Genomic DNA, 26,082 nt, shown 5'->3' with positions numbered 1-26,082 from the left:
GCCCCCAGACGCGCCTCACCCCGCACCCCTCACCGCACCTCGATAAACGCCCCCGCATCCCGATCCACCCGGGCCCGCGGCACCTCCGCCGGATGTCCGACCGCGACCGCCCCCATCGGATCCCACCCCGCAGGCAGCCCCAGCACCTCCCGAACGACATCCCGGCAGAACATCGTCGACGACACCCACGCCGACCCGAGCCGCTCCCCGGCGAGCGCGACGAGGAAGTTCTGCACCCCGGCCCCGGCCGCGACCACGAACATCTCCCGCTCGGCCCCGTCCCGCCGCGCGTCCCCGTACGTGTGCGATCCATCCATCACCAGACAGGGCACCACGAGATACGGCACCCCCCGCAGCACATCACCCCGCCGCACCCGCTTCTCGATGGACGCCTCACTCTTCCCGTCCCGCCGCAGATCCGCGATCCAGGCGTCCCGCATCGCGTCGAGCAGTTCGGTCCGCGACCGCTCCGACTCCAGCAGTACGAAGCGCCAGGGCGTCGTGTGATGAGGGGCCGGCGCGGTCACCGCGGCGGCGACCGCCCGCCGTACCGCACCGGGGTCGACGGGCTCGTCCGTGAAGGCCCGCACCGTACGCCGCTGCGTCACCGCCTCCCGTACGGCCTCCGACGTGCCGAGCCGGAACATGTCGTCGCGGGCGTCGCGCACCATGGCCCGCGCCCCCGTCGCCTCGGCGTCATCGCCCTCGACCACCACATGCGGCAGCCCGCGCACGACGGCGACGGGCAGCCCCGAAGCCTTGCCCTTGACCAGATCCCCGGCGGCGGCCAGCTCATCGGCGGTCGCCACGACCGTCGCGGAGAGCGGATTGCCGTACGCGTCCGTGCCCCCGCGCAGATCGTCGAGCACGCGCACGCCCGCGGCGCCGATCGCCACGTCCGTGAGCCCCGCGCGCCAGGGTCGCCCGAAGGTGTCGGTCACGAGGACCCCGATGTTGACGCCCAGCGCGTCCCTCAGTCCGTCCCGGACCGCCCGCGCGGACGCATCGGGATCCTCGGGCAGCAACAGCACTGTCCCGGAAGGCGTGTTGGAGGCGTCGACGCCGGCCGCGGCCATCACCAGCCCCTGCCGGTTCTCCACGATCCGCAGCGCCCCGCGCCGGGCGACGACCCGCACGGTCTCGGCGTCGATGGCGGCCTCCCGGTCCGCCGCCTCGACGACGCGCCCCTCGGCCTTGGACACGATCTTCGAGGTGACGAGCAACACGTCCCCGTCGAGCAGCCCGGGCTCGGCGGCGGCGATGAGCTTCGCGAGATCGTCCCCTGCCTGAACCTCGGGCAGCCCACGCACGGCCCAGACCCGATACCCGCTACCGCCACCGGTACCGACACCGGTGGCACCCTCGCTGGAAAGCTCGCCACTCAAGCGCCCCGCACCTCCTCCGCCAGCGCGAGCGCCTCGCGCGCCATCTGCGCCGACGCCTCCACGTCCGTCATCATCAGCGGCACAGCACGGCAGCGGATGCCGGCCGTCTCCACCCGCTCCACCGCGCCCGCGTCGACCGTGTCGACGAGCCAGCCGTCCAGCAGCCCCGAGCCGTAGTGCTCGGCGACCGCCGCTGCCGTCGCCTCCACGCCGACCGCCGCGAGCACCTTGTCGGCCATCCCGCGCACGGGCGCGTCCCCGACGATGGGGGAGAGGCCCACCACGGGCACCCCGGCCTCCGCGATCGCCTCACGGATCCCGGGCACGGCCAGGATCGTGCCGACGGACACGACCGGGTTGGACGGCGGAAAGAGGATCACGTCGGCGTCGGCGATCGCCTCAAGGACCCCCGGTGCCGGCTTCGCCTGCTCCGCGCCGACCGGCACGATGGCCTCGGCCGGAACGGAGGCCCGCAGCCGCACCCAGTACTCCTGGAAGTGGACGGCCTTGCGCTCACCGTCGACCTCCACGGCGACATGGGTCTCCACGCGGTCGTCGGACATCGGGATGAGCCGCACCCCGGGTTTCCACCGGTCGCACAGCGCCTCCGTGACGGCGCTCAGCGGATAGCCCGCGCCGAGCATCTGCGTCCGCACGATGTGCGTGGCGAAGTCCCGGTCGCCGAGGCCGAACCACTCCGGTCCGACGCCGTACGCCGCGAGCTCCTCCTTCAGATGGAAGGTCTCGTCGGTCCGCCCCCAGCCCTGCTCCTCGTTGATGCCGCCGCCGAGGGTGTACATCACCGTGTCGAGGTCGGGGCAGACCTTGAGCCCGAAGAGGTGAATGTCGTCCCCGGTGTTGCCGATGACGGTGATGTCCGCGTCCGGCACGGCCCGCTGAAGACCGCGCAGGAACCGGGCACCGCCGATGCCGCCTGCCAGAACCACAATGCGCATGCGGCCAAGTCTTGCAGGCGGGTACGACAACGCGTCGGCCGGTCGCCGGGACCCCTGTCAGTGGCTCTCGGCCGTCACCGCTGCCGAGGGTGCGCAGCGTGCCGCGTGCATCGGCATCTCCGTCAGGCCCGGGTAGTAGACGTGCAGGCTCACGGCCGGTTCGAGGCTGTCGTTGACCACCTCGTGGACGTACCCCGGAGCGAACACCCGTTGCGACCCCGCCCGCAACGCGCGCGTGCCGCGCTCCGTCCGCTCGGTCAGCTGCCCGTCCAGGACCGTCAGAACGCCTGACGAACCGCCGTGGTCGTGCAGCCCGCTGCCCTGCCCGGGGACCCAGGACAGCAGCCACACCTCGTAGCCGGGGCCGGTGCGCAGCCGGTGGTACCAGCGCGACGTCGCGTCGTACTGGACGAGGTGCTCCCACTGGGAGCGGTCCGCGGCGACGGCGCGGGCCAGGCCGACGAAGTCGGCGACGGTGGCCGGGTGCTCGCGCGGGGCCTGGAGGAGGTGCGGTACTTCGAGGATGTCGCCGGCGATCTGGAGGTCGCTGTCGCTGTTCATGGAGTGCGGAGGTCCTCGGCAGGAGTGTGGGGGTTGGCTGGGTGTCGCGTACCGTTCGCCCGGGTCACGGGCGGGAAGGGCATCGCCCTGGTGTGGGCTTCGGGGGAAACAGCAGCCGAGTCGCGGTGGACTCAAGGGCAGCCGGAGCGCGTTGGGCTCAACAGCTGGAACAGCAACAACAGCTACAGCGAGCACGGGCAGCACCGAGGGACCGCGCGGAGCGGGTCGAGGTGAGTGCCGAGTTCGCGAGCATGCCCACAAGGACACCGGTTCACACCTTCACTGTCAACTCGACACCCGGTATGTGGGACAAGTTTCACCTCATCCGGGTCACCTCTCAGGTGAAAGGTTTGTTCGCGCGTCTTCGAGGACACATGGCGCACAACCAGGCGCACGGACCTCGGAACGAGATCGAACTTCTGGGCGTCCTCCCTCGTGCAGGCTCTGTGCGGGGTAGTCGTCCCCCGGGGCCTCCTCTGCCCTGTCAAGGTTTATGCCGATTTGAACACTTTCCGCATGGCCTTGGTTCCGCAGAGTGAATAAGGGGCCCAATAGCAGATCTCGGCTTGACTCGCCCGGAGCAGCACACTTGTAATTTCACTCGTGTCGTTCGGCCGATATCGGTTAACGGCAACCTCACGGGGACGTGAAAGACAGACGAGGGGCGCACATGACCGAGACGGTGCAGCAACTGCTGGTCGACGACGCGGACGAGGAACTCGGCTGGCAGGAGCGCGCGCTGTGCGCCCAGACCGACCCCGAGTCCTTCTTTCCCGAGAAGGGCGGGTCGACCCGCGAGGCCAAGAAGGTCTGCCTCGCGTGCGAGGTCCGCTCCGAGTGCCTTGAGTACGCCCTCGCGAAAGACGAACGCTTCGGCATCTGGGGCGGCCTGTCCGAGCGCGAACGCCGCCGGCTGAAGAAGGCCGCCGTCTGAGGCGTACGGCAGCACAACGAACGGCCCGTCGCGGGTGGGGTTATCCACAGGCGGCGGGCCGCTGTTCCCGCCCGCCGCCCGACCACCGCCCCTCATCGAGGCGCTTCGCGCCGCCCCTCTTGATTCTGCCGATAGTGTGGCTGCTCGTCCGAGACGCCCCGCCGCTCACAGAGGGCACAGGCGTCCACCACAGTCCACCGAACCGGGGCCCGTACCTCGATGTCCGCGCACAGCCACACGGCAGCCGACTACGGCACTGCCGCAACGCCCGAGTTCCCGCGTCACGTGGTGACCGCGGTGCTCGTCTCCCACGACGGCGCCCGCTGGCTGCCTGACGCGCTTGCCGGGGTGCTCGGCCAGGAGCGCCCGGTGCAGAACGTCATGGCGGCCGACACCGGCAGCGCGGACGAATCCGCCCAGCTGCTCAGCGACGCCCTCGGCGCCGACCGCGTCCTGCACCTCGCCCGCCGCACCGGCTTCGGCCAGGCCGTCGAGGAGGCCCACCGCACCGCGCCGGTCCTCACCCCGGACGAGCTGACGTACCTGAAGCGCCCCAGCGGCTGGGACCCCGTCTCCCGCAGCTGGCGCGACGACGCGTACGACATGCCGGAGCTCCCCCACGGGGAGCCGGTCCAATGGCTCTGGCTGCTGCACGACGACTGTGCCCCCGACCCGGACGCCCTGGCCCAGCTGCTGCGGGTTGTGGAGCACGAGCACGAGTTGGGCCGGGGCGACGACATCGCGGTGGTCGGCCCCAAGCTGCGCGGCTGGTACGACCGCAGACAGCTCCTCGAAGTCGGCGTGACCATCGCCAACTCCGGCCGCCGCTGGACCGGCCTGGACCGCCGGGAGCAGGACCAGGGTCAGCACGACCATGTCCGCCCGGTGCTGTCCGTGTCCACCGCCGGCATGCTCGTACGGCGCGACATCTTCGAGGAACTCGGCGGCTTCGACCGCAGGCTGCCCCTGATGCGCGACGACGTCGACCTGTGCTGGCGCGCCACCGCCGCCGGCCACCGGGTCCTCGTCGCCCCGGAAGCGGTCGTACGGCACGCCGAGGCGTCCTCCCGCGAGCGCCGCACCGTCGACTGCGTGGGCCGCACCTCCGCGTCCCCGCACAAGGTCGACAAGGCCGGCGCCGTCTACACCCTCCTCGTCAACAGCCGTACGGCACAGCTGCCCTGGGTGCTGCTGCGCGTGATCCTCGGCACGCTGGTGCGCACGGTGGCGTATCTCGTCGGCAAGGCCCCCGGACAGGCCGTCGACGAGATCCGCGGCCTCCTGGGCACCCTGCTGCGGCCTGAGCGGATCATCGCCGGGCGCCGCCGCCGAGGTGTGCCCCAGATCGACAAGGGCGAACTGAGAGCACTGTTCCCGCCGCCCGGCGCGACCGTGCGGGCCACCATCGAACAGGTCGCCGGCGACCTCGGCGGCCGCTCCGACCCCGAGGTCACCTCCGGCGCGGGCCGGCACGGCAGCGCGGTCGAGTCCGGACCCGGCGGTGACGACGCCGACTTCCTGGAGGTCGAGCAGTTCGTCCGCCTCAAGCGCATCGCCCGCAAACCCGGTCCGGTGCTCTTCCTCGTACTTCTGCTCGTGTCACTCGTCGCCTGCCGCGAACTGCTCGGCGGCGGTGCCCTCGCGGGCGGCGCGCTGCTCCCGGCCCCCGCCGACTCCGCCGAACTCTGGGCGCGCTATCTGGACGCCTGGCATCCGGTGGGCGTCGGAGACACCTCGTCGGCGCCGCCCTATCTGGCGCTCGTCGCGATGCTCGCCTCCACCCTGTTCGGCTCGACGGGCCTCGCGGTCACCGTCCTGCTGATCGCCGCGGTGCCGCTGGCCGGTTTCACCGCGTACTTCGCCTCCCGCCCGCTCGTCGAATCACGGCTCCTGCGCGCGTGGGCGGCCGTCGTCTACGCCTTCCTGCCCGCCGCCACCGGCGCCCTGGCAGGCGGCCGGATCGGCACCGCCGTACTCGCCGTCCTCCTGCCGCTGATGGCCCGCGCGGGCATCGCGGCAAGCGGTCTCACGCATGCGTCGGGAGCGCGCGGCAGCTGGCGCGCCACCTGGGCGTACACACTGCTGCTGACGATCACCACGGCCTTCACCCCGATCGTGTGGCCCATCGCCCTGCTGCTCGGTCTCGCGCTCCTCGTCGTACGGCGAGGCGAGATCGCCGCCTACGGGGTGCGCTTCCTGGCCCAGTTCGGCGTACCGCTGCTGGTCCTCGCCCCGTGGTCGCTGTCCCTGCTCCCGTTCGGCTTCTTCCAGGAAGCGGGTCTGGAGTACGGCTCCGGCGCCGCCGGCGCCCTCGACCTCCTCGGCGCCAGCCCGGGCGGCCCCGGCACGGTCAGCGGGCTGATGCTCATCGGCGTCGTGCTGGCCGCACTGGCCGCCCTGCTGCGCACGGAGCGCCAGTTCGGCATCTGGACCGCCTGGGCGGTCGCCCTGGTGGCGCTCGTCTTCGCGGTCCTCTCGAACAGTTCGGCGTGGGCCGGACCCGCCACCCTCGTCTACGGTCTCGCCCTGCTCGCCGCCGCCGCACTCGGTGCCGACGGGGCACGCTCGCGCGTGGCCGAGCAGAGCTTCGGCTGGCGCCAGCCGGTCGCCGCGCTGATCGCTTTCGCCGCCGCCGCAGGCCCGCTGCTTCTCGCCGCCGGCTGGATGATCAGCGGTGCCGACGGCCCCCTGGAACGGCGCGAGCCCGTCCAGGTGCCCGCCTTCGTCGCCGAGGAGAGCGGCACACGCGACCAGGCCCGCACCCTGGTCCTGGCCAGCGACTCCACCGCCCGTGTCGGCTACACCCTCGTCCGCGGCTCCGGCGCCCGCCTCGGCGACGGCGAACTCGCGGCCCAGAGCGGCGAGAACGCGCTCCTCGACAAGGTCGTCGCCAACCTCGTCGCGGGCTCGGGCGCCGACCAGGCCGACGAACTCGGCGACTTCGCCGTGCGCTACGTCCTCGTCCACCGGGGAGCGCCCCGCCAGGTCAGCCGCGTCCTGGACGCCACGCCAGGACTGAGCAGGCTCAGCCAGCGGGACGGCGGCGCGCTGTGGCGTGTCGACCAGCAGGTCTCGCGCGCAGCCATCGTCCCGGCGTCCGGCTCCGGCGACCCGCAGCCCGTCGCCGCCGGACCCGTCGACATCCACACCACGATCCCGGCCGGCTCCGGCAGCCGCGTCCTGCGCCTCGCCGACGCCGTCGACGAGTCCTGGACAGCCACGCTGGACGGCGAACCCCTCACCCCCACCACGCTTGACGGCTGGGCCCAGGGCTTCGAACTTCCCTCCTCCGGAGGGAAGCTGGACGTCACCTTCGACACCCCGATCGGCCACACCGCCTGGCTGTGGACGCAGGGCGCGCTCGCCGTCGTCCTCGTCGTCATGGCCCTGCCGGGCCGCCGCCGGGACGTCGACGACGACCTCCCCGAGGAAGAGCGCGAGATCCCCGCCCAGGCCGCCACCGGCGAGGGCCGCCGCGCCCGCCGACTGCGCGCCCAGGCGGAGGCCGACCAGACCGAACAGCCCGACGACCAGGCCGAGTTCCCGTCGGACCCCCCTCCTCCTGCGGAGGAGGCCCCGGCCGCGATCCCGCACCAGCAGCCCTACGGCGACGAATGGAACAACGCGGCCTACGCGGGCACCCAGTACGAGGGCTACAGCGCCGACCAGTACCAGAACGCCCAGCAGTACCCGCCGGGCACCTACGACCCGGCGTACCAGGGGGACCCCTACCAGAGCGGCCAGTACGACCCGTACGCGTACGGCGGTTCGCCGCAGACGACGCCGTACGACCAGACGTACACCCAGGATTACGACCCCGCGTACGACCCGGCGCAGCCACACCAGCCCCACCCGCAGGGTGAGCACCCCGACGGGAGCCAGCAGTGAACCGCACCACCATCTCCCTGATCGCCGGCACGGCCGCGCTCGCCGCCGTCACCGGGTTCGCCTCGCTGAGCGCACCGGACGCGTCCGACGCGGGCACGGCCAAGGCCGCCGCCCAGCTGCCCGTGGAGCGCACGAGCCTGCTCTGCCCGGCTCCCAGCGCCTCCGACCTCGCGGAGACGACGTACACGTCCTTCACGCCCGTCACGGAAGGCACCGGGAGCGACGGCAAGGCCGAACTCACCGCTGTCACCGCGAAGTCGGCCGCCGGCGCCAAGGGCAAGGGCAAGGCGGCCAAGCCCGTCCTCACCCCCAAGGAACCCGGCAAGCCGGTCACGGGGGACACCTCGGGTGGTGACGCGCCCGCGCTCGTCGGCACCGCCGAGGGGAAGTTCGCGCCGGGCTGGACCATGCAGGAGACCACCGAGGTCGCCGCAGGCATCGGGCGCGGCCTGCTGGGCGTCAACTGCACCGTCCCGGACACCGAGTTCTGGTTCCCGGGCGCCAGTACCGCCGCCGACCGCACGGACTACGTCCACCTGACCAATCCGGACGACTCCGCCGCGGTCGTCGACATCGAGCTGTACGGCAAGGACGGCAGCCTCAAGTCCGAGGTGGGCGAGGGCATCACGGTCCCGCCGCACGGCAGCGAGCCGATCCTGCTGTCCACGCTCACGGACGGACCGCAGGCCGACCTCACCGTGCATGTGAACGTGCGCAGCGGCCGGGTCGGCGCGGCCGTCCAGGCCCTGGACGCCAAGACCGGCGGCGACTGGCTGACCGCGTCCACCGAACCGGCGGGCAGTCTGGTCCTGCCGGGCATCCCCAGGGACGCCACCGCCGTACGCCTGATCGCGTTCACGCCCAGCGACAGCGACGCCGACCTGAAGGTGCGCCTGGCCTCTCCGACCGGCCTGATCACCCCGGCCGGAAACGAGACGCTGCACATCAAGGCGGGCATGACCGCCGCCGTCGACCTCGGTGACCTCACACGCGGCGAGGCCGGCTCCCTGGTGCTCACACCGACCGACAGTGCGGTGCCGTTCGTCGCCGCCCTGGAGGTCGTACGCGGCAAGGGCGCCAAGCAGGAGACCGCTTTCATCCCGGCCACGGGGCCGGTCTCCGCGCGCGCGACGGTCGTCGGCAACACCGCCAGGGGCACCATCCTCTCCCTGACCGCCCCGGACGGCGCCGCCCAGGTCAAGGTCACGGCGTCCGCGGGCAGCCAGGGCGGCACGGCGGCTACGAAGACGTACACGATCAAGAGCGGTACCACCCAGGACGTCGAACTCCCCGTCCCGGCAGGCCTGAAGGGCACGTACGCGCTGACGGTCGAGCGGGTCTCCGGGGGAGCCGTCTACGCGTCCCGGACCCTCGTCGCACCGGTGAACGGCATCTCGGCGTTCACGGTCCAGACCCTGCCGGACGACCGGGGGACGGTGGCGGTGCCTGACGCGGAGCAGGATCTGTCGGTCCTGCAGAAGTGATCGACGTACGGAGGCGATCGCCGCGGGAGGCGATCAGGGGCGTCATTCCTCGCCGTACCGCGGATCCACGGTGTCCGGGGTGAGCCCCAGAAGTTCGGCGACCTGCTCGACCACGACCTCGTGGACCAGGGCCGCGCGTTCGTCGCGGCCCTTGGTGCGGATCTCGACCGGGCGGCGATAGACCACCACGCGCGCGGGGTGACCCTCATGGGCGGGAATCGTGCCCCCCAGGGGGACTGTTTCGTCGGCCCAGGCCTCGGGCGGGCCTTCGAGCCGCGGTACTTCGAGGACGAGGAAGTCGATGTCCGCGAGCTGCGGCCACCGCCGCTCCAGCCGCTCCACCGAGTCCTGCACCAGATCCGCGAACGCCTCGGCGCGGCTCGCGGAGAGCGGAACCTGCGGCGGCGCCACGGGGCCGCGCATGCCACGGCCGTGGCGATCACGGCGGCGGGGCCCGGGTCCTGCGGCGCGGGGCGGTACGGGGTTGTCCATCACTGACGAAGCGTAGTCCCCGCGACCACCGCACGGGCGCCGGGCACGCTGCGTCCGTCGGCATCAGCCGAGGCCGGACGGCCTGTCGACGACATGTCGCAGGATGACCATTCCGGCCAAGGTTGGGCTCGATTTCGTATGCCTCCTGGATCGTCGACGACCGTCGATATCATGGCAATTGACATGATTTATGCCAAGTGGCGACCGAGGCGGGGCTGTTCGGAATCTCGTACTGCGATGTCGCCCCAGGTCAACGAGGTGTCCCAGAAGCCCCGTGTGGGCGGTTTCACACCACGACACGGGAGAGTGGCCTGGTGGGGAGTCGTCGCGGCCCGCTCAAGAGTGCGGTACCGTCCAACGTCGTGAGCCCTGTACGTCGCTGTTCGCGCACCGCTTGCGGCCGTCCCGCCGTCGCGACGCTGACGTACGTCTACGCCGACTCGACCGCGGTCCTCGGCCCTCTCGCCACCTACGCCGAACCCCACTGCTACGACCTGTGCGCCGAGCACTCCGAGCGCCTCACCGCGCCGCGCGGCTGGGAGGTCGTCCGGCTCCTGGACAGCTCCGCTCCCGCGCGGCCCAGCGGTGACGATCTGGAAGCGCTTGCCAACGCGGTCCGCGAAGCGGCCCGTCCACCGGAGCGGGCGGCCGAAGCCGGCGGCGGGGCACGCATGGCCGACCCGCGCGAGGTCGCACGACGTGGGCACCTGAGGGTGCTGAGGTCCCCGGACAACTGAGCCCGCACGCGGCACTTCGGCATCGTCGATGGTGCACGGGGGCTGTCAGTGCCGACGGGTAGTTTGGGGTGACCGATAGGACTTTCAGGAGGGACGGCCGTGTCTGCAGATCTGTCGCAGCTCGTGAAGGCGTACGACGTACGTGGAGTGGTCCCGGACCAGTGGGACGAGCCGCTGGCGGAACTGTTCGGCGCCGCCTTCATCCAGGTGACCGGGGCGGACGCGATCGTGATCGGACACGACATGCGGCCCTCGTCGCCCGGCCTGTCGCGGGCCTTCGCGCGCGGAGCGGCGGCACGCGGCGTCGACGTGACCGAGATCGGGCTGTGCTCCACGGACCAGCTCTACTACGCGTCCGGCGCGTTCGACCTGCCCGGCGCCATGTTCACCGCCTCGCACAACCCGGCCCAGTACAACGGCATCAAAATGTGCCGGGCAGGTGCCGCGCCGGTCGGTCAGGACACGGGCCTGACCGAGATCCGTGAACTGGTCGAATCCTGGCTGGACTCAGGCGCACCGGAGCGGGAGTCCGTGACCACGGGAACGATCACGCGGCGGGACACGTTGGAGGACTACGCGGCACACCTCCGCTCGCTCGTCGACCTGACCTCCATCCGCCCCCTGAAGGTCGTCGTCGACGCGGGCAATGGCATGGGCGGCCACACCGTCCCGACGGTCTTCGCCGGTCTGCCCCTCACCGTCGTCCCCATGTACTTCGAGCTGGACGGCACGTTCCCGAACCACGAGGCCAACCCACTCGACCCGGCCAACCTCGTGGACCTCCAGAAGCGCGTCCGCGAAGAGAACGCCGACCTCGGCATCGCCTTCGACGGCGACGCGGACCGCTGTTTCGTGGTCGACGCACAGGGCGCCCCGGTCTCGCCGTCGGCGATCACGGCCCTGGTGGCCTCCCGCGAGCTGGCCCGCAACGGCGGCTCCGGGACGGTCATCCACAACCTGATCACGTCCTGGTCGGTCCCGGAGGTCGTCCGCGAACAGGGCGGCACACCGGTACGCACGCGCGTGGGCCACTCCTTCATCAAGGCGGAGATGGCGCGCACGGGCGCGATCTTCGGCGGCGAGCACTCCGCGCACTACTACTTCAAGGACTTCTGGAACGCGGACACGGGAATGCTGGCCGCCCTGCACGTCCTCGCCGCGCTCGGCGGCCAGAACAGCCCTCTGTCGGCCCTCGTCGCCCAGTACGACCGGTACGCGGGCTCCGGCGAGATCAACTCCACGGTGGACGACCAGACGGGCCGCCTGGCCGCGATCAGGACGGCCTACGAGGCCCTGGACGGCATCGAACTCGACGAGCTGGACGGCCTGACGATCGCGGCGACGGACTGGTGGTTCAACGTCCGCCCCTCCAACACGGAGCCCCTGCTACGCCTGAACGCGGAGGCACGGGACGAGGAGACGATGGCGAAGGTACGGGACGAAGTCCTGGCCATCATCCGAGCCTGACCCCGCGACGGGCGACACCTTCAGCCCGTCCGGCGTTTGAGGACGAGGCCCGTTCAGGGCCCTAGGGGGGTCTGGGGGCGCAGCCCCCAGGAACGGGAGGGGACGGGTAGGGGCGGCGGGGGCGAAAACCCTCCCACCCCACCCGCTCCGAGCCCGCCACCCCGCCCCCACGGCGGTACCCTGACCAGGCCACATCAGCGCACCCCGAAGGGACACCTCATGCCGCTAGAAGCCGGCCTCCTGGAGATCCTCGCCTGCCCGGCCTGCCACGCTCCCCTCAAGGAGCAGGAGACCGAGCTGATCTGCACCGGCCAGGACTGCGGCCTGGCGTACCCCGTCCGGGACGGAATCCCCGTACTGCTCGTCGACGAGGCCAGGCGCCCCGCGTAGTCCCGACCCGGCGATCGGAGGTGCCACCCATGCTCGACGAATCGCTGCTCGACGCCCCCGAGGCGTTGGCGGACGCAGACCGCCGCGGCCTCCTCCGCGGTGCGGCCGAAGCAGGCGCCCGCGTCCGTACCGCCGCCCGGCACGCGGCCGAGGCAGGCATCAACGACCTGAAACCGGACGGCCGCCCCCGCGCCGTCCTGATCGCGGGCCCCGGCGCCGCCGCGACCTGCGTCGCCGACCTCCTCGGCACCCTCGCCGGCGCGACCACTCCCGTAACACGCCTGGCCCCCACCGGCGTCGCCCCCGCGGCAGGCGCCCTGCGCTGGGACCTGCCGGGCTGGGCCGGCTCCGTGGACCTGCTCCTGATCGCCACTCCCGACGGCACCGAACCGGGTCTGTCCCTGCTCGCCGAGCAGGCCTACCGCCGCGGCTGCACCGTCGCCGCCGTCGCGCCCGCAGGCACGCCGCTCGCCGAGACGGTGCAGGGCGCGGCCCACGGCCTGTTCGTACGGATGGCGACCGCCCCGTACGAGCAGGAAGAGACGGACCAGCCGCTCGCCGCGTCCGCCCCCGGCGTCCTGTGGGCACTGCTCACCCCGCTGCTCGCCCTCCTGGACCGCACCGGCCTGCTCATCGCCCCGCCGGACGCGCTGGAGAAGGTCGCCGACCGCCTCGACCACATCGCCGAACGATGCGGCCCGGCCATCGCGACGTACAGCAATCCGGCCAAGACCCTCGCCGCCGAACTCGCGGACACGCTCCCGGTGATCTGGACGGAGGGCACGTCGGCCGGGCCCGCGGGCCGCCGGTTCGCCGCCGCACTCGCCGAACTGGCCGGCCGTCCCGCACTCGCCGCCGAACTCCCCGAGGCGCTCGCCGCGCACGGCGCCCTGCTCGCGAGCCGACTCGCCGCGGGCGCCGACCCCGACGACTTCTTCCGCGACCGGGTGAACGAGGCTCCCGCCCTGCACGCGCGCGTGGTCCTGCTCCGCGACCGCCCGACCGGCGGCCTCAGCGCCGCCCCCGCCGCCCGCGAACTCGCCCTCGGTCATGACACGGCGATCAGCGAGCTCGAACCGGAGGACGGCGCCGAACTGGAGACCCTGGCGGAACTGATCGCCACCACGGACTTCGCAGCGGTGTACCTGGCGCTGACTGCCGGGACCTGAACGACAGAAGAACCGCTGGGACAGAACCTCGAAACCACCCCATCCCCTTCTCCACCTGCATCTCCACCTGCCACTTCCTCTCAATCTGCACGCAGAAAGACCGGTATGGACCGCCTCGACAACACCATCCGCCCCTACGCCTGGGGATCCACCACCGCCATCCCGGCGCTCCTCGGTACCGAGTCGACCGGTGAACCGCAGGCGGAGATGTGGATGGGCGCCCATCCCGGCGCCCCCTCGCGCACCGGACGCGGCACGCTCGTCGAGGTCATCGACGCGGACCCGCAGGGCGAACTCGGCGCGGCGGCCGTCACCAAATTCGGCCCCCGCCTCCCCTTCCTCCTCAAGATCCTCGCGGCCGGCGCCCCCCTCTCCCTCCAGGTGCACCCCAACCTCGCCCAGGCGAAGGAGGGTTACGAGGACGAGGAGAACCGCGGGATCCCGGTGGACGCCGGGCACCGCAACTACAAGGACGCCAACCACAAGCCCGAACTGATCTGCGCCCTCACCGAGTTCGACGGCCTGTGCGGTTTCCGCGACCCGTCGCAGGCCGCCGAACTCCTCGCGGGTCTGGACGTCGACTCCCTCAAGCCGTACGTCGACCTGCTGCGCGCCCACCCGGAGGAGTCGGCGCTGCGCGAGGTACTGACGGCCGTACTCAGCGCGGACCGCGAGGACATGGCCCGCACGGTCACCGAGGCCGCGACCGCCTGCGCCCGCCTCGGCGGCGACTACGCCCCCTACGCGGACATCGCCCACCACTACCCCGGCGACCCGGGCGTCATCGCCGCGATGCTCCTCAATTACGTCCGACTCCAGCCCGGCGAGGCCCTGTTCCTCGGCGCGGGCATCCCGCACGCCTACCTCAACGGCCTCGGCGTCGAGATCATGGCCAACTCCGACAACGTCCTGCGCTGCGGTCTGACGCCCAAGCACGTCGACGTCCCCGAACTCCTGCGCATCGTGCGCTTCGAGGCGAGCGACCCCGGCGTACTGCGCCCGGAGGCCTCCGCCGACGGTGAGGAGGTCTACGACACCCCCATCGACGAGTTCCGCCTGTCCCGTTACGTCCTCCCGCAGACCGCGCCCGCCCGCGACCTCACTCTCCCGACCCCGCAGATCCTGCTCTGCACGGCAGGCTCGGTCCGTACCGGAGACATCGAACTCGCCCCGGGCCGGTCGGTCTTCGTACCGGCGAACGAGAAGACCGAAGTGTCCGGCCCCGGCACGGTGTTCCGGGCGACAGTCGTCGTCTGACACCGCCCGGAGACTGCCGGAGACTGTTCGAGCGCATCCCGGGCACTGGTTGCCAGGGCCTGTGTGACAGCCTGACGGGTCGTTGTCGGAGGGGGCTGCAACAATGGCCCACCGGCAAAGGGCGGGCAAAGCCCGGGACAGCGAACGTACGAAGGGACAACGCGAACACATGAGCGCGTCAGGCGGAACCAAGGCGATCGTGGCGGCACTCGGCGCCAACCTCGCGATCGCGGCAGCGAAGTTCGTGGCGTTCCTCTTCAGCGGTTCGTCGTCGATGCTCGCGGAATCCGTGCACTCGCTCGCCGACTCCGGCAACCAGGGCCTGCTCCTCCTCGGCGGCAAGAAGGCCCAGCGCGAGGCAACCCCGCAGCACCCCTTCGGCTACGGCCGCGAGCGGTACATCTACGCCTTCCTCGTCTCCATCGTGCTCTTCTCGGTCGGCGGCATGTTCGCGATCTACGAGGGCTACGAGAAGATCAAGCACCCGCACGAGATCGAGCACTGGTACTGGCCGGTGGGCGTCCTCGTCTTCGCAATCATCGCCGAGAGCTTCTCCTTCCGTACGGCCATCAAGGAGTCCAACCCCCTGCGCGGCAGCGAGTCCTGGAAGGAATTCGTCCGCCACGCCAAGGCCCCCGAACTGCCCGTCGTCCTCCTGGAGGACCTCGGTGCGCTCGTCGGCCTGGTCCTGGCCCTCGGCGGTGTCGGCCTCGCCCTCGCCACCGGCGACGGCGTCTGGGACGGCATCGGCACCCTCTGCATCGGCATCCTGCTCATCCTGATCGCGCTGATCCTGGCCGTCGAGACCAAGTCACTGCTGCTGGGCGAGGCCGCCGGTGCGGAAGCGGTCGTGAAGATCGAGAAGGCGATCGTCGACGGCGACACCGTCACCGGCATCATCCACATGCGCACGCTCCACCTCGGCCCCGAGGAACTCCTGGTAGCGGCCAAGATCGCCGTCCAGCACGACGACACCGCCGCCGAGGTGGCCACCGCGATCAACGCCGCCGAGTCCCGTATCCGCGCCGCCGTCCCGATCGCCCGCGTCATCTACCTGGAACCGGACATCTACAGCGAGAAGGACGCGGCCAAGGGCCCCGACCGCGAGGCAACCCCGGGCGGCCCGGCCCAGCCCGTCGGCCACTGAGTTTCCCTCCACTGGGTCTTGATCTGTCCTGATGTGTTCGTAGGCGGACTGGGGACGGTCGGGCCGACAGGTGTAGCTTGGGACGGAGCCAGACGTCGCTGCTGATGGCGGTCGGGCGGTCCCAGCACGGACCGACCGAGGGAGAGAGGGCCTCCGACGGACTGCGCTGCGCGCACTCGGGCATGCCTGTGTCCTCTTCGGGCACCCTGTGTCCGCCGTCGCGCAGACCAGCCGTATACACCTCGCCCCAACCTTGAGGAGCAGCCCGTAATGACGACTGTCGACAACCGACAGGACTTCAAGGTCGCAGATCTCTCCCTGGCCGAGTTCGGCCGCAAGGAGATCACCCTCGCCGAGCACGAGATGCCCGGCCTGATGTCGATCCGCAGGGAGTTCGCCGCGACCCAGCCGCTGGCCGGCGCCCGAATCATGGGCTCGCTGCACATGACCGTGCAGACCGCCGTCCTGATCGAGACCCTGGTCGCCCTGGGCGCCGAGGTCCGCTGGGTGTCCTGCAACATCTTCTCCACCCAGGACCACGCGGCCGCCGCCATCGCGGTAGGCCCGAACGGTACCCCCGAGAACCCCCAGGGCATCCCGGTCTTCGCCTGGAAGGGCGAAACCCTGGAAGAGTACTGGTGGTGCACGGAGCAGGCCCTGACCTGGCCGAACACCCCCACCGGCGGCCCGAACATGATCCTGGACGACGGCGGCGACGCCACCATGCTCGTCCACAAGGGCGTCGAGTACGAGAAGGACGGCAAGGTCCCCTCCGTCGACACCGCCGAGTCCGACGAGCACCGCGTCGTCCTCGAACTCCTCGACCGGACCATCACCGACGGCTCGCAGAAGTGGACCCAGCTCGCCTCGGAGATCCGCGGCGTGACCGAGGAGACCACGACCGGCGTCCACCGCCTGTACGAGATGCAGCGCGACGGCACCCTCCTGTTCCCGGCGATCAACGTCAACGACGCCGTCACCAAGTCGAAGTTCGACAACAAGTACGGCTGCCGCCACTCCCTGATCGACGGCATCAACCGTGCCACCGACGTCCTCATCGGTGGGAAGACCGCGGTCGTCTTCGGCTACGGCGACGTGGGCAAGGGTTGCGCGGAGTCCCTGCGCGGCCAGGGCGCCCGAGTGATCGTCACCGAGATCGACCCGATCTGCGCGCTCCAGGCCGCGATGGACGGATACCAGGTCGCGACCCTCGACGACGTCGTCGACAAGGCCGACATCTTCATCACCACCACCGGCAACAAGGACATCATCATGGCCAGCGACATGGCCAAGATGAAGCACCAGGCGATCGTCGGCAACATCGGCCACTTCGACAACGAGATCGACATGGCCGGCCTCGCGAAGATCCCGGGCATCGTCAAGGACGAGGTCAAGCCGCAGGTCCACACCTGGAAGTTCCCCGACGGCAAGGTGCTCATCGTGCTGTCGGAGGGCCGCCTGCTGAACCTGGGCAATGCCACCGGTCACCCGTCGTTCGTGATGTCCAACTCCTTCGCGGACCAGACCCTGGCCCAGATCGAGCTGTTCACCAAGCCCGACGAGTACCCGACCGACGTCTACGTGCTGCCCAAGCACCTCGACGAGAAGGTCGCCCGTCTCCACCTCGACGCGCTCGGCGTGAGGCTGACGACGCTGCGCCCCGAGCAGGCCTCGTACATCGGTGTCGAGGTCGAGGGCCCCTACAAGTCGGACCACTACCGCTACTGAGCCGGCACCCCCGCCAGTGGTGAGCACATCCGTGCACTGACGCGCTCACCACCAGCAGGACCTCCGAGGCAGGCCCCCGCACCCCCGTGCCGGGGGCCTGCCCCTTTGCCGAGGCTCAGAGGCTCGAAGGCCCAAGCGACAGCCCGAAGAACCCAGGACCCCCATGCCCCGAGGCCGCTATTCGCTCCACGATCCGCACGATCACACCCCCCTCGCAGAAGAACACTTCCACTGCGCCCCCGGCCCCTCCGGCTGGCGCTATGTCTCCCAACTGACCGCCCCCTCGGGCGGCCACAGCGGCTCCGTCGACCTCACCCTCGACGACCTGGGCCGTCCGATCCGCCTAGAACTCCACGCGGCGAGCTGGCAGGTCCGCGGTGCCGCGCTCGACGGTGTCACCTGGGTACGCACCGACCCCACCGGCGCCCACGCCACCGAAGGCAACGTCCGCGCCCATGCCTTCACCGGCGCATCCCCCGCGTTTCTGGTCGCCACCGCCCGTCTCTTGCGCCTCACCCCCTCCGCCACTGCGACTCGCGTACGCCTCGTCGCCCTCACGGACCCGGTCCTCGCCCCCCGCACCGTGGACCAGTCCTGGGCCTTGGTGAAAAGAGAAGCACACGCCACTGACAACGGCCCCCTGACCGTGGACGAATACCAGGTCACAGCCCTGGACACGGGCGAACAGCGCGCTGTACACATCGCCGGCGACGTGGTCCTCGCCGCACCGGGCATCGAGCTGGAACACCTCGAGTCCCCGCCGTCGACGTTCGCCGACTAGGCAGGCGGCGCGAACCCACCGGAGGAGCGGCGATCGCCTGCCTGGTCCGGCGGCGCACCTTCGACGACCGGGACGGGGACGACAGCTTCGGCAGCCGCAGGATAGGGAACGCCGGCAGGCGGATAAGAAGCCGCAGCCAGTGATTGCGGCGCCGGAGCCCCGAACGCACCAGGCACCCCGGGCCGCACGGCCGCCGCCCCGCTCCCGAACGCCCGCCGAGCCTCCCGCACCTGCCGCTCCTGCACCACAGCCGCGAGATAGGCCGCCGGCGGGACACCCTGTGGCGCCGGAGCCCCCGTACGCGCCGCCACCTCGGAGGCGAGCCGCTCGGCCATGGCCCAGCCCACCTGCGGATCCAGCTGCCGCATACGCGTCAGATACTGACGTACGGCCAGCCACAACCCGTCGGGCACGGCCGACAGATCGAGTTCCGCGAACCGTCCGGACAACCATGGCGGCGGGGGAGGAACGAAGGCGCTCCGACCGACGGGCACTCGCTCCCGTACGACGAGCGTGCCCGCGACGACGTCACCGAGCCGCCGTCCCCGCGCCGACACGAGCGAGGCGATACAGGCCACCACCCCGAACGTGATCAGAATCTCGACCACACCGACCGCACCCCGCACCAGCGCATGCCGGAACCGGATCGGCCCACCATCGTCCCGCACCACCCGCAGACCGCACGCCATCTTCCCGAGCGATCGTCCATGGCTGAGGGTCTCCACCGCGATCGGCGCGCCCACCAGCACCAGAACGAATGCGGCGACGGCGAGAGCGGCCTGCGCCGCCTCGTCCAGTGAAGCCGTGGATATGACCAGCACAATGGTGACGGCGGTGTACACCAACCCGACCACAACAAGGTCGAGCAACACGGCGAGCGCCCTGCTGGGCAATTTCGCGGGGCGCAGCTCCAGCGCCACCGCCTCGCCCGTAACCAGCTCACTCACGCCTGCCGTCCTTCCTGACCTGCCCCTGGAACCGCCAGTCTGCCAAGCTGAAGGGGCATCGTGCCCCAGTACGACAAACCGTCACCCACGACGTGCAGTCGACGAACAGCCGAGGAGCAGGCAAACCGATGGACCTCGACGTCTTCGCCTCCGCCCACCGAGCCGAGTGGGACCGCTTGGACGCACTGCTCCGCCGCCAGCGCCGCCTCACCGGAGCCGAGGCCGACGAACTCGTCGTCCTCTACCAACGCACCGCCACCCACCTCTCGCTGATCCAGTCGAGCGCCCCGGACCCCCAGCTGACCGGCCGGCTCAGCCAACTGGTGGCACGCGCGCGCAGTGCCGTGACAGGAACCCGCCGTGCCTCCTGGCGCGACGTCACACGCTTCCTCACGCACGGTTTCCCCGCGGCGGTCTACAGATCGCGCCACTGGTGGGTCCCCACCGCGCTCATCTCCACGGCCGTGGCGGTTCTCCTGGGCTGGTGGATAGGCACGCACCCCGAGGTGCAGTCCTCCATAGCGGCCCCCGACGAACTGCGCGCCCTCACCCGCCCCGGTGGCGAATACGAGACGTACTACTCCAGCCATCCCGCCGCATCCTTCGCCGCTCAGGTGTGGACGAACAACGCTCAGGCGGCCGCGTTGTGCCTGGTCCTGGGAGTCTTCCTCTGTTTCCCGGTCATCTGGATCCTCTTCCAGAACATGCTCAACGTGGGCGTCGGCTTCGGCCTGATGTCCTCGGCCGGCCGACTCGACACCTTCCTCGGCCTGATCCTGCCGCACGGCCTCCTGGAACTGACCGCAGTCTTCGTAGCCGCCGGTACGGGCCTCCGCCTCGGTTGGACCGTCATCGACCCGGGCCCGCGTTCCCGCCGCACAGCGCTGGCCGAGGAAGGACGAGCAGCCGTGGGAATGGCGATCGGCCTGGCTCTGGTCCTCTTCGTCTCAGGCGCCATAGAAGGCTTCGTCACCCCGTCCGGCCTGCCCACATGGGCCCGCATCACGATCGGGGTCGTCGCCGAACTGGCCTTCCTCGCGTACGTGTATGTCCTCGGTGGTCGCGCGGCACGCGCCGGCGAGACGGGCGACCTTGAAGCGGCCGAGAGGAGCGCCGCAGTCCCCACCGCTGCCTGATGTGCGGACACAGCGACCGGGCTGCTAGTCTCCTCTTCGCCCCACAAGCACCGTTGACGCGGAGCGAGTGGGGAGGTAGATTAGAGCAGTTGCCTAGAGCCCGACAGGTTCGGTGGCAACCGTGAAAAATCTGTTGGTTTCTCGAGAACTTGGATTCTTGAGGGCCACATCCCGATGAATCTCAGGAACGAGCGGCCGGTCAGTCCGGCCAAAAACTTCTGATAAAGTCGGAGTCGCCGGAAAGGGAAACGCGAAAGCGGAAACCTGGAAAGCACCGAGGAAATCGGATCGGGAAACGGTCTGATAGAGTCGGAAACGCAAGACAGCAAGACCGAAGGGAAACTGCCCGGAGGAAAGCCTGAGAGAGTCTCTCGGGTGAGTACGAAGGAAGCGTCCGTTCCTTGAGAACTCAACAGCGTGCCAAAAATCAACGCCAGATATGTTGATACCCCGTCTCTCCCGTTCGGGAGGGCGAGGTTCCTTTGAAGTAGTAAACACAGCGAGGACGCTGTGAACGGTCGGGCTTATTCCGCTTGACTGTTCCGCTCTCGTGGTGTGACCCGATTACGGGTTGACATTCACGGAGAGTTTGATCCTGGCTCAGGACGAACGCTGGCGGCGTGCTTAACACATGCAAGTCGAACGATGAAGCCTTTCGGGGTGGATTAGTGGCGAACGGGTGAGTAACACGTGGGCAATCTGCCCTGCACTCTGGGACAAGCCCTGGAAACGGGGTCTAATACCGGATAATACCTTCCCTCGCATGGGGGTGGGTTCAAAGCTCCGGCGGTGCAGGATGAGCCCGCGGCCTATCAGCTTGTTGGTGAGGTAGTGGCTCACCAAGGCGACGACGGGTAGCCGGCCTGAGAGGGCGACCGGCCACACTGGGACTGAGACACGGCCCAGACTCCTACGGGAGGCAGCAGTGGGGAATATTGCACAATGGGCGAAAGCCTGATGCAGCGACGCCGCGTGAGGGATGACGGCCTTCGGGTTGTAAACCTCTTTCAGCAGGGAAGAAGCGAAAGTGACGGTACCTGCAGAAGAAGCGCCGGCTAACTACGTGCCAGCAGCCGCGGTAATACGTAGGGCGCAAGCGTTGTCCGGAATTATTGGGCGTAAAGAGCTCGTAGGCGGTCTGTCGCGTCGGATGTGAAAGCCCGGGGCTTAACCCCGGGTCTGCATTCGATACGGGCAGACTAGAGTGTGGTAGGGGAGATCGGAATTCCTGGTGTAGCGGTGAAATGCGCAGATATCAGGAGGAACACCGGTGGCGAAGGCGGATCTCTGGGCCATTACTGACGCTGAGGAGCGAAAGCGTGGGGAGCGAACAGGATTAGATACCCTGGTAGTCCACGCCGTAAACGGTGGGAACTAGGTGTTGGCGACATTCCACGTCGTCGGTGCCGCAGCTAACGCATTAAGTTCCCCGCCTGGGGAGTACGGCCGCAAGGCTAAAACTCAAAGGAATTGACGGGGGCCCGCACAAGCAGCGGAGCATGTGGCTTAATTCGACGCAACGCGAAGAACCTTACCAAGGCTTGACATACACCGGAAACGTCTGGAGACAGGCGCCCCCTTGTGGTCGGTGTACAGGTGGTGCATGGCTGTCGTCAGCTCGTGTCGTGAGATGTTGGGTTAAGTCCCGCAACGAGCGCAACCCTTGTTCTGTGTTGCCAGCATGCCCTTCGGGGTGATGGGGACTCACAGGAGACTGCCGGGGTCAACTCGGAGGAAGGTGGGGACGACGTCAAGTCATCATGCCCCTTATGTCTTGGGCTGCACACGTGCTACAATGGCCGGTACAATGAGCTGCGATGCCGTGAGGCGGAGCGAATCTCAAAAAGCCGGTCTCAGTTCGGATTGGGGTCTGCAACTCGACCCCATGAAGTCGGAGTTGCTAGTAATCGCAGATCAGCATTGCTGCGGTGAATACGTTCCCGGGCCTTGTACACACCGCCCGTCACGTCACGAAAGTCGGTAACACCCGAAGCCGGTGGCCCAACCCCTCACGGGGAGGGAGCTGTCGAAGGTGGGACTGGCGATTGGGACGAAGTCGTAACAAGGTAGCCGTACCGGAAGGTGCGGCTGGATCACCTCCTTTCTAAGGAGTATCTAGGCCGCCAGGTATGTCCTGGTGGTCCAGGGCCATTACGTCGGCATACGTCCGGCGGTGGTTGCTCATGGGTGGAACGTTGATTATTCGGCCGGTTTCACGGGTCGGAGGCTGCAAGTACTGCTCTCGCAAGAGGGCGTGGAAAGCATGATCTCCGGGCGGGGACGGGTCGGGCACGCTGTTGGGTGTCTGAGGGTACGGCCGGTAACGGCTGCCTTCAGTGCCGACCCCGGTAAAGATCTGCTTCGGCGGGTTGTGACGGGTGGTTGGTCGTTGTTTGAGAACTGCACAGTGGACGCGAGCATCTGTGGCCAAGTTTTTAAGGGCGCACGGTGGATGCCTTGGCACCAGGAACCGATGAAGGACGTGGGAGGCCACGATAGTCCCCGGGGAGTCGTCAACCAGGCTTTGATCCGGGGGTTTCCGAATGGGGAAACCCGGCAGTCGTCATGGGCTGTCACCCACATCTGAACACATAGGGTGTGTGGAGGGAACGCGGGGAAGTGAAACATCTCAGTACCCGCAGGAAGAGAAAACAACCGTGATTCCGGGAGTAGTGGCGAGCGAAACCGGATGAGGCCAAACCGTATACGTGTGAGACCCGGCAGGGGTTGCGTGTGCGGGGTTGTGGGATCTCTCTTTCACGGTCTGCCGGCCGTGAGACGAGTCAGAAACCGTTGATGTAGGCGAAGGACATGCGAAAGGTCCGGCGTAGAGGGTAAGACCCCCGTAGTCGAAACATTAACGGCTCGTTTGAGAGACACCCAAGTAGCACGGGGCCCGAGAAATCCCGTGTGAATCTGGCGGGACCACCCGTTAAGCCTAAATATTCCCTGGTGACCGATAGCGGATAGTACCGTGAGGGAATGGTGAAAAGTACCGCGGGAGCGGAGTGAAATAGTACCTGAAACCGTGTGCCTACAAGCCGTGGGAGCGTCGCTGTATGTGCTTGCACATACAGTCGTGACTGCGTGCCTTTTGAAGAATGAGCCTGCGAGTTTGCGGTGTGTTGCGAGGTTAACCCGTGTGGGGAAGCCGTAGCGAAAGCGAGTCCGAATAGGGCGTTTTAGTAGCGCGCTCAAGACCCGAAGCGGAGTGATCTAGCCATGGGCAGGTTGAAGCGGAGGTAAGACTTCGTGGAGGACCGAACCCACCAGGGTTGAAAACCTGGGGGATGACCTGTGGTTAGGGGTGAAAGGCCAATCAAACTCCGTGATAGCTGGTTCTCCCCGAAATGCATTTAGGTGCAGCGTCGTGTGTTTCTTGCCGGAGGTAGAGCACTGGATAGGCGATGGGCCCTACCGGGTTACTGACCTTAGCCAAACTCCGAATGCCGGTAAGTGAGAGCACGGCAGTGAGACTGTGGGGGATAAGCTCCATGGTCGAGAGGGAAACAGCCCAGAGCATCGACTAAGGCCCCTAAGCGTACGCTAAGTGGGAAAGGATGTGGAGTCGCACAGACAACCAGGAGGTTGGCTTAGAAGCAGCCACCCTTGAAAGAGTGCGTAATAGCTCACTGGTCTAGTGATTCCGCGCCGACAATGTAGCGGGGCTCAAGCGTACCGCCGAAGTCGTGTCATTCCAGCAATAGGGCCAACGCCCGTTGGGATGGGTAGGGGAGCGTCGTGTGCCGGGTGAAGCTGCAGCGGAAGCTAGTGGTGGACGGTTCACGAGTGAGAATGCAGGCATGAGTAGCGATACACACGTGGGAAACGTGTGCGCCGATTGACTAAGGGTTCCTGGGTCAAGCTGATCTGCCCAGGGTAAGTCGGGACCTAAGGCGAGGCCGACAGGCGTAGTCGATGGATAACCGGTTGATATTCCGGTACCCGCTGTGAAGCGTCAAACATTGAACCAGGCGATGCTAAGTCCGTGAAGCCGCCCCGGAGCCTTCGGGCAAGGGGAGTGGTGGAGCCGGCGGACCAGACCTGCAGTAGGTGAGTGATGGGGTGACGCAGGAAGGTAGTCCATCCCGGGCGGTGGTTGTCCCGGGGTAAGGGTGTAGGACGGTGTGTAGGTAAATCCGCACATCATGAGTCTGAGACCTGATGCCGAGCCGATTGTGGTGAAGTGGATGATCCTATGCTGTCGAGAAAAGCCTCTAGCGAGTTTCATGGCGGCCCGTACCCTAAACCGACTCAGGTGGTCAGGTAGAGAATACCGAGGCGTTCGGGTGAACTATGGTTAAGGAACTCGGCAAAATGCCCCCGTAACTTCGGGAGAAGGGGGGCCATCACCGGTGATTGAATTTACTTCATGAGCTGGGGGTGGCCGCAGAGACCAGCGAGAAGCGACTGTTTACTAAAAACACAGGTCCGTGCGAAGCCGTAAGGCGATGTATACGGACTGACGCCTGCCCGGTGCTGGAACGTTAAGGGGACCGGTTAGTCACTCTTCGGGGTGGCGAAGCTGAGAACTTAAGCGCCAGTAAACGGCGGTGGTAACTATAACCATCCTAAGGTAGCGAAATTCCTTGTCGGGTAAGTTCCGACCTGCACGAATGGCGTAACGACTTCTCGACTGTCTCAACCATAGGCCCGGTGAAATTGCACTACGAGTAAAGATGCTCGTTTCGCGCAGCAGGACGGAAAGACCCCGGGACCTTTACTATAGTTTGATATTGGTGTTCGGTTCGGCTTGTGTAGGATAGCTGGGAGACTTTGAAGCGGGCACGCCAGTGTTTGTGGAGTCGTCGTTGAAATACCAGTCTGGTCGTGCTGGATGTCTAACCTGGGTCCGTGATCCGGATCAGGGACAGTGTCTGATGGGTAGTTTAACTGGGGCGGTTGCCTCCTAAAGAGTAACGGAGGCGCCCAAAGGTTCCCTCAGCCTGGTTGGCAATCAGGTGTTGAGTGTAAGTGCACAAGGGAGCTTGACTGTGAGACCGACGGGTCGAGCAGGGACGAAAGTCGGGACTAGTGATCCGGCGGTGGCTTGTGGAAGCGCCGTCGCTCAACGGATAAAAGGTACCCCGGGGATAACAGGCTGATCTTCCCCAAGAGTCCATATCGACGGGATGGTTTGGCACCTCGATGTCGGCTCGTCGCATCCTGGGGCTGGAGTCGGTCCCAAGGGTTGGGCTGTTCGCCCATTAAAGCGGTACGCGAGCTGGGTTTAGAACGTCGTGAGACAGTTCGGTCCCTATCCGCTGCGCGCGCAGGAACATTGAGAAGGGCTGTCCCTAGTACGAGAGGACCGGGACGGACGAACCTCTGGTGTGCCAGTTGTCCTGCCAAGGGCATGGCTGGTTGGCTACGTTCGGGAGGGATAACCGCTGAAAGCATCTAAGCGGGAAGCCTGCTTCGAGATGAGTGTTCCCACCCACTAGATGGGGTAAGGCTCCCAGTAGACGACTGGGTTGATAGGCCAGATCTGGAAGCCCGGCAACGGGTGGAGGTGACTGGTACTAATAGGCCGAGGGCTTGTCCTCAGTTGCTCGCGTCCACTGTGTTGGTTCTGAAACCACGAACAACCCCACACCCAAGGTCACGGGTGTGGTGCGGTTGA

Annotated in this window: 17 protein-coding genes and 2 rRNA genes; 14 read left to right on the top strand and 5 right to left on the bottom strand. The window is 68.1% G+C overall.

The annotated features are described in order from the left end of the window. Positions 1–29 precede the first annotated feature (29 nt). Genes OG734_RS17420 through OG734_RS17410 form a run of 3 tightly spaced genes read right to left on the bottom strand, consistent with a single transcriptional unit; the run spans position 30 to position 2,902 of the window. Positions 30–1,385: a coenzyme F420-0:L-glutamate ligase gene (locus OG734_RS17420; protein ID WP_330288415.1), complete on the bottom strand. Its 1,356-nt coding sequence runs from the start codon at positions 1,383–1,385 to the stop codon at positions 30–32. Beyond that, positions 1,382–2,341, bottom strand: coding sequence for a 2-phospho-L-lactate transferase (gene cofD, locus OG734_RS17415; RefSeq protein ID WP_235478204.1), 960 nt, complete (start codon positions 2,339–2,341; stop codon positions 1,382–1,384). Before cofD ends, OG734_RS17420 begins: the two co-directional genes overlap by 4 nt. 57 nt (positions 2,342–2,398) lie before the next feature. Continuing rightward, the gene (locus OG734_RS17410; RefSeq protein ID WP_330288414.1) at positions 2,399–2,902 is read right to left on the bottom strand and encodes a cysteine dioxygenase; all 504 of its coding nucleotides are present in this window, start codon (positions 2,900–2,902) and stop codon (positions 2,399–2,401) included. Between the two features lie 670 nt (positions 2,903–3,572). On the opposite strand from OG734_RS17410, the gene OG734_RS17405 reads away from it, so the two are divergent. The 3 genes from OG734_RS17405 to OG734_RS17395 all read left to right on the top strand — a co-directional run bounded on the left by OG734_RS17405 (position 3,573) and on the right by OG734_RS17395 (position 9,208). Then, entirely contained in the window at positions 3,573–3,836 is a 264-nt protein-coding gene (locus OG734_RS17405) for a WhiB family transcriptional regulator (RefSeq protein WP_330288413.1), read from the top strand. Positions 3,837–4,055: 219 nt separating this feature from the next. Then, on the top strand, positions 4,056–7,724 hold the full coding sequence (locus OG734_RS17400) for a glycosyltransferase (RefSeq protein WP_330288412.1): 3,669 nt from the start codon (positions 4,056–4,058) through the stop codon (positions 7,722–7,724). Further along, a complete protein-coding gene (locus OG734_RS17395; RefSeq protein ID WP_330288411.1) occupies positions 7,721–9,208 on the top strand; it encodes a DUF5719 family protein in 1,488 nt (495 codons plus the stop codon). Before OG734_RS17400 ends, OG734_RS17395 begins: the two co-directional genes overlap by 4 nt. Positions 9,209–9,250: 42 nt before the next feature. Here the strand turns inward: OG734_RS17395 and OG734_RS17390 are convergent, their stop codons facing one another. Then, a complete protein-coding gene (locus tag OG734_RS17390) occupies positions 9,251–9,700 on the bottom strand; it encodes a metallopeptidase family protein (protein ID WP_330293697.1) in 450 nt (149 codons plus the stop codon). Between the two features lie 314 nt (positions 9,701–10,014). Between OG734_RS17390 and OG734_RS17385 the strand changes: the two genes are divergently transcribed. The 8 genes from OG734_RS17385 to OG734_RS17350 all read left to right on the top strand — a co-directional run bounded on the left by OG734_RS17385 (position 10,015) and on the right by OG734_RS17350 (position 18,376). Next, positions 10,015–10,437, top strand: a complete 423-nt coding sequence (locus OG734_RS17385) for a DUF3499 domain-containing protein (protein WP_330288410.1) — start codon at positions 10,015–10,017, stop codon at positions 10,435–10,437. A 99-nt stretch (positions 10,438–10,536) separates the two neighbouring features. After that, positions 10,537–11,904, top strand: a complete 1,368-nt coding sequence (locus OG734_RS17380; RefSeq protein ID WP_330288409.1) for a phosphomannomutase/phosphoglucomutase — start codon at positions 10,537–10,539, stop codon at positions 11,902–11,904. A gap of 219 nt (positions 11,905–12,123) precedes the next feature. Continuing rightward, a complete protein-coding gene (locus OG734_RS17375) occupies positions 12,124–12,294 on the top strand; it encodes a Trm112 family protein (RefSeq protein ID WP_133928598.1) in 171 nt (56 codons plus the stop codon). Between the two features lie 29 nt (positions 12,295–12,323). Then, the gene (locus OG734_RS17370; protein ID WP_330288408.1) at positions 12,324–13,463 is read left to right on the top strand and encodes an SIS domain-containing protein; all 1,140 of its coding nucleotides are present in this window, start codon (positions 12,324–12,326) and stop codon (positions 13,461–13,463) included. A 105-nt stretch (positions 13,464–13,568) separates the two neighbouring features. Beyond that, positions 13,569–14,720 (top strand): mannose-6-phosphate isomerase, class I, encoded by a 1,152-nt coding sequence (gene manA, locus OG734_RS17365; RefSeq protein WP_330288407.1) that lies wholly within the window; start codon positions 13,569–13,571, stop codon positions 14,718–14,720. Positions 14,721–14,889: 169 nt separating this feature from the next. Next, positions 14,890–15,867 carry a cation diffusion facilitator family transporter gene (locus OG734_RS17360; protein WP_330288406.1) on the top strand — a complete coding sequence of 326 codons (978 nt, stop codon included), beginning with the start codon at positions 14,890–14,892 and terminating at the stop codon, positions 15,865–15,867. A gap of 270 nt (positions 15,868–16,137) precedes the next feature. Continuing rightward, positions 16,138–17,595 carry an adenosylhomocysteinase gene (ahcY, locus tag OG734_RS17355; protein ID WP_330288405.1) on the top strand — a complete coding sequence of 486 codons (1,458 nt, stop codon included), beginning with the start codon at positions 16,138–16,140 and terminating at the stop codon, positions 17,593–17,595. Positions 17,596–17,758: 163 nt separating this feature from the next. After that, positions 17,759–18,376, top strand: a complete 618-nt coding sequence (locus OG734_RS17350) for a hypothetical protein (RefSeq protein ID WP_330288404.1) — start codon at positions 17,759–17,761, stop codon at positions 18,374–18,376. On the opposite strand, the gene OG734_RS17345 is transcribed toward OG734_RS17350, so the two are convergent. After that, positions 18,373–19,323, bottom strand: coding sequence for an RDD family protein (locus OG734_RS17345; RefSeq protein ID WP_330288403.1), 951 nt, complete (start codon positions 19,321–19,323; stop codon positions 18,373–18,375). The genes OG734_RS17350 and OG734_RS17345 overlap by 4 nt on opposite strands. Positions 19,324–19,451: 128 nt before the next feature. Here OG734_RS17345 and OG734_RS17340 point away from each other — a divergent pair, with 128 nt between their 5' ends. The 3 genes from OG734_RS17340 to OG734_RS17330 all read left to right on the top strand — a co-directional run bounded on the left by OG734_RS17340 (position 19,452) and on the right by OG734_RS17330 (position 26,005). Further along, entirely contained in the window at positions 19,452–20,459 is a 1,008-nt protein-coding gene (locus tag OG734_RS17340; protein ID WP_330288402.1) for a stage II sporulation protein M, read from the top strand. 577 nt (positions 20,460–21,036) lie between these two features. Further along, a 16S ribosomal RNA gene (locus OG734_RS17335) occupies positions 21,037–22,563 on the top strand. A 321-nt stretch (positions 22,564–22,884) separates the two neighbouring features. Next, positions 22,885–26,005 (top strand): 23S ribosomal RNA (locus OG734_RS17330). The 16S and 23S rRNA genes sit together here, the layout of an rRNA operon. The last annotated feature ends 77 nt before the right edge of the window (positions 26,006–26,082 follow it).

The sequence above is a fragment of the Streptomyces sp. NBC_00576 genome (genome assembly GCF_036345175.1).
Classification (GTDB): domain Bacteria; phylum Actinomycetota; class Actinomycetes; order Streptomycetales; family Streptomycetaceae; genus Streptomyces.
The sequence above is the reverse complement of the archived record's forward strand: the minus strand, read 5'-3'. Positions and strand labels throughout refer to the sequence as shown.

Coding starts and splice junctions, on each gene's coding strand:
- cofD (WP_235478204.1), bottom strand. CDS start 2,341: ATGCGCATTGTGGTTCTGGCAGGCGGCATCGGCGGTGCCCGGTTCCTG.
- OG734_RS17360 (WP_330288406.1), top strand. CDS start 14,890: ATGAGCGCGTCAGGCGGAACCAAGGCGATCGTGGCGGCACTCGGCGCC.
- OG734_RS17340 (WP_330288402.1), top strand. CDS start 19,452: ATGGACCTCGACGTCTTCGCCTCCGCCCACCGAGCCGAGTGGGACCGC.
- OG734_RS17400 (WP_330288412.1), top strand. CDS start 4,056: ATGTCCGCGCACAGCCACACGGCAGCCGACTACGGCACTGCCGCAACG.
- OG734_RS17350 (WP_330288404.1), top strand. CDS start 17,759: ATGCCCCGAGGCCGCTATTCGCTCCACGATCCGCACGATCACACCCCC.
- ahcY (WP_330288405.1), top strand. CDS start 16,138: ATGACGACTGTCGACAACCGACAGGACTTCAAGGTCGCAGATCTCTCC.
- manA (WP_330288407.1), top strand. CDS start 13,569: ATGGACCGCCTCGACAACACCATCCGCCCCTACGCCTGGGGATCCACC.
- OG734_RS17405 (WP_330288413.1), top strand. CDS start 3,573: ATGACCGAGACGGTGCAGCAACTGCTGGTCGACGACGCGGACGAGGAA.
- OG734_RS17375 (WP_133928598.1), top strand. CDS start 12,124: ATGCCGCTAGAAGCCGGCCTCCTGGAGATCCTCGCCTGCCCGGCCTGC.
- OG734_RS17390 (WP_330293697.1), bottom strand. CDS start 9,700: ATGGACAACCCCGTACCGCCCCGCGCCGCAGGACCCGGGCCCCGCCGC.
- OG734_RS17370 (WP_330288408.1), top strand. CDS start 12,324: ATGCTCGACGAATCGCTGCTCGACGCCCCCGAGGCGTTGGCGGACGCA.
- OG734_RS17410 (WP_330288414.1), bottom strand. CDS start 2,902: ATGAACAGCGACAGCGACCTCCAGATCGCCGGCGACATCCTCGAAGTA.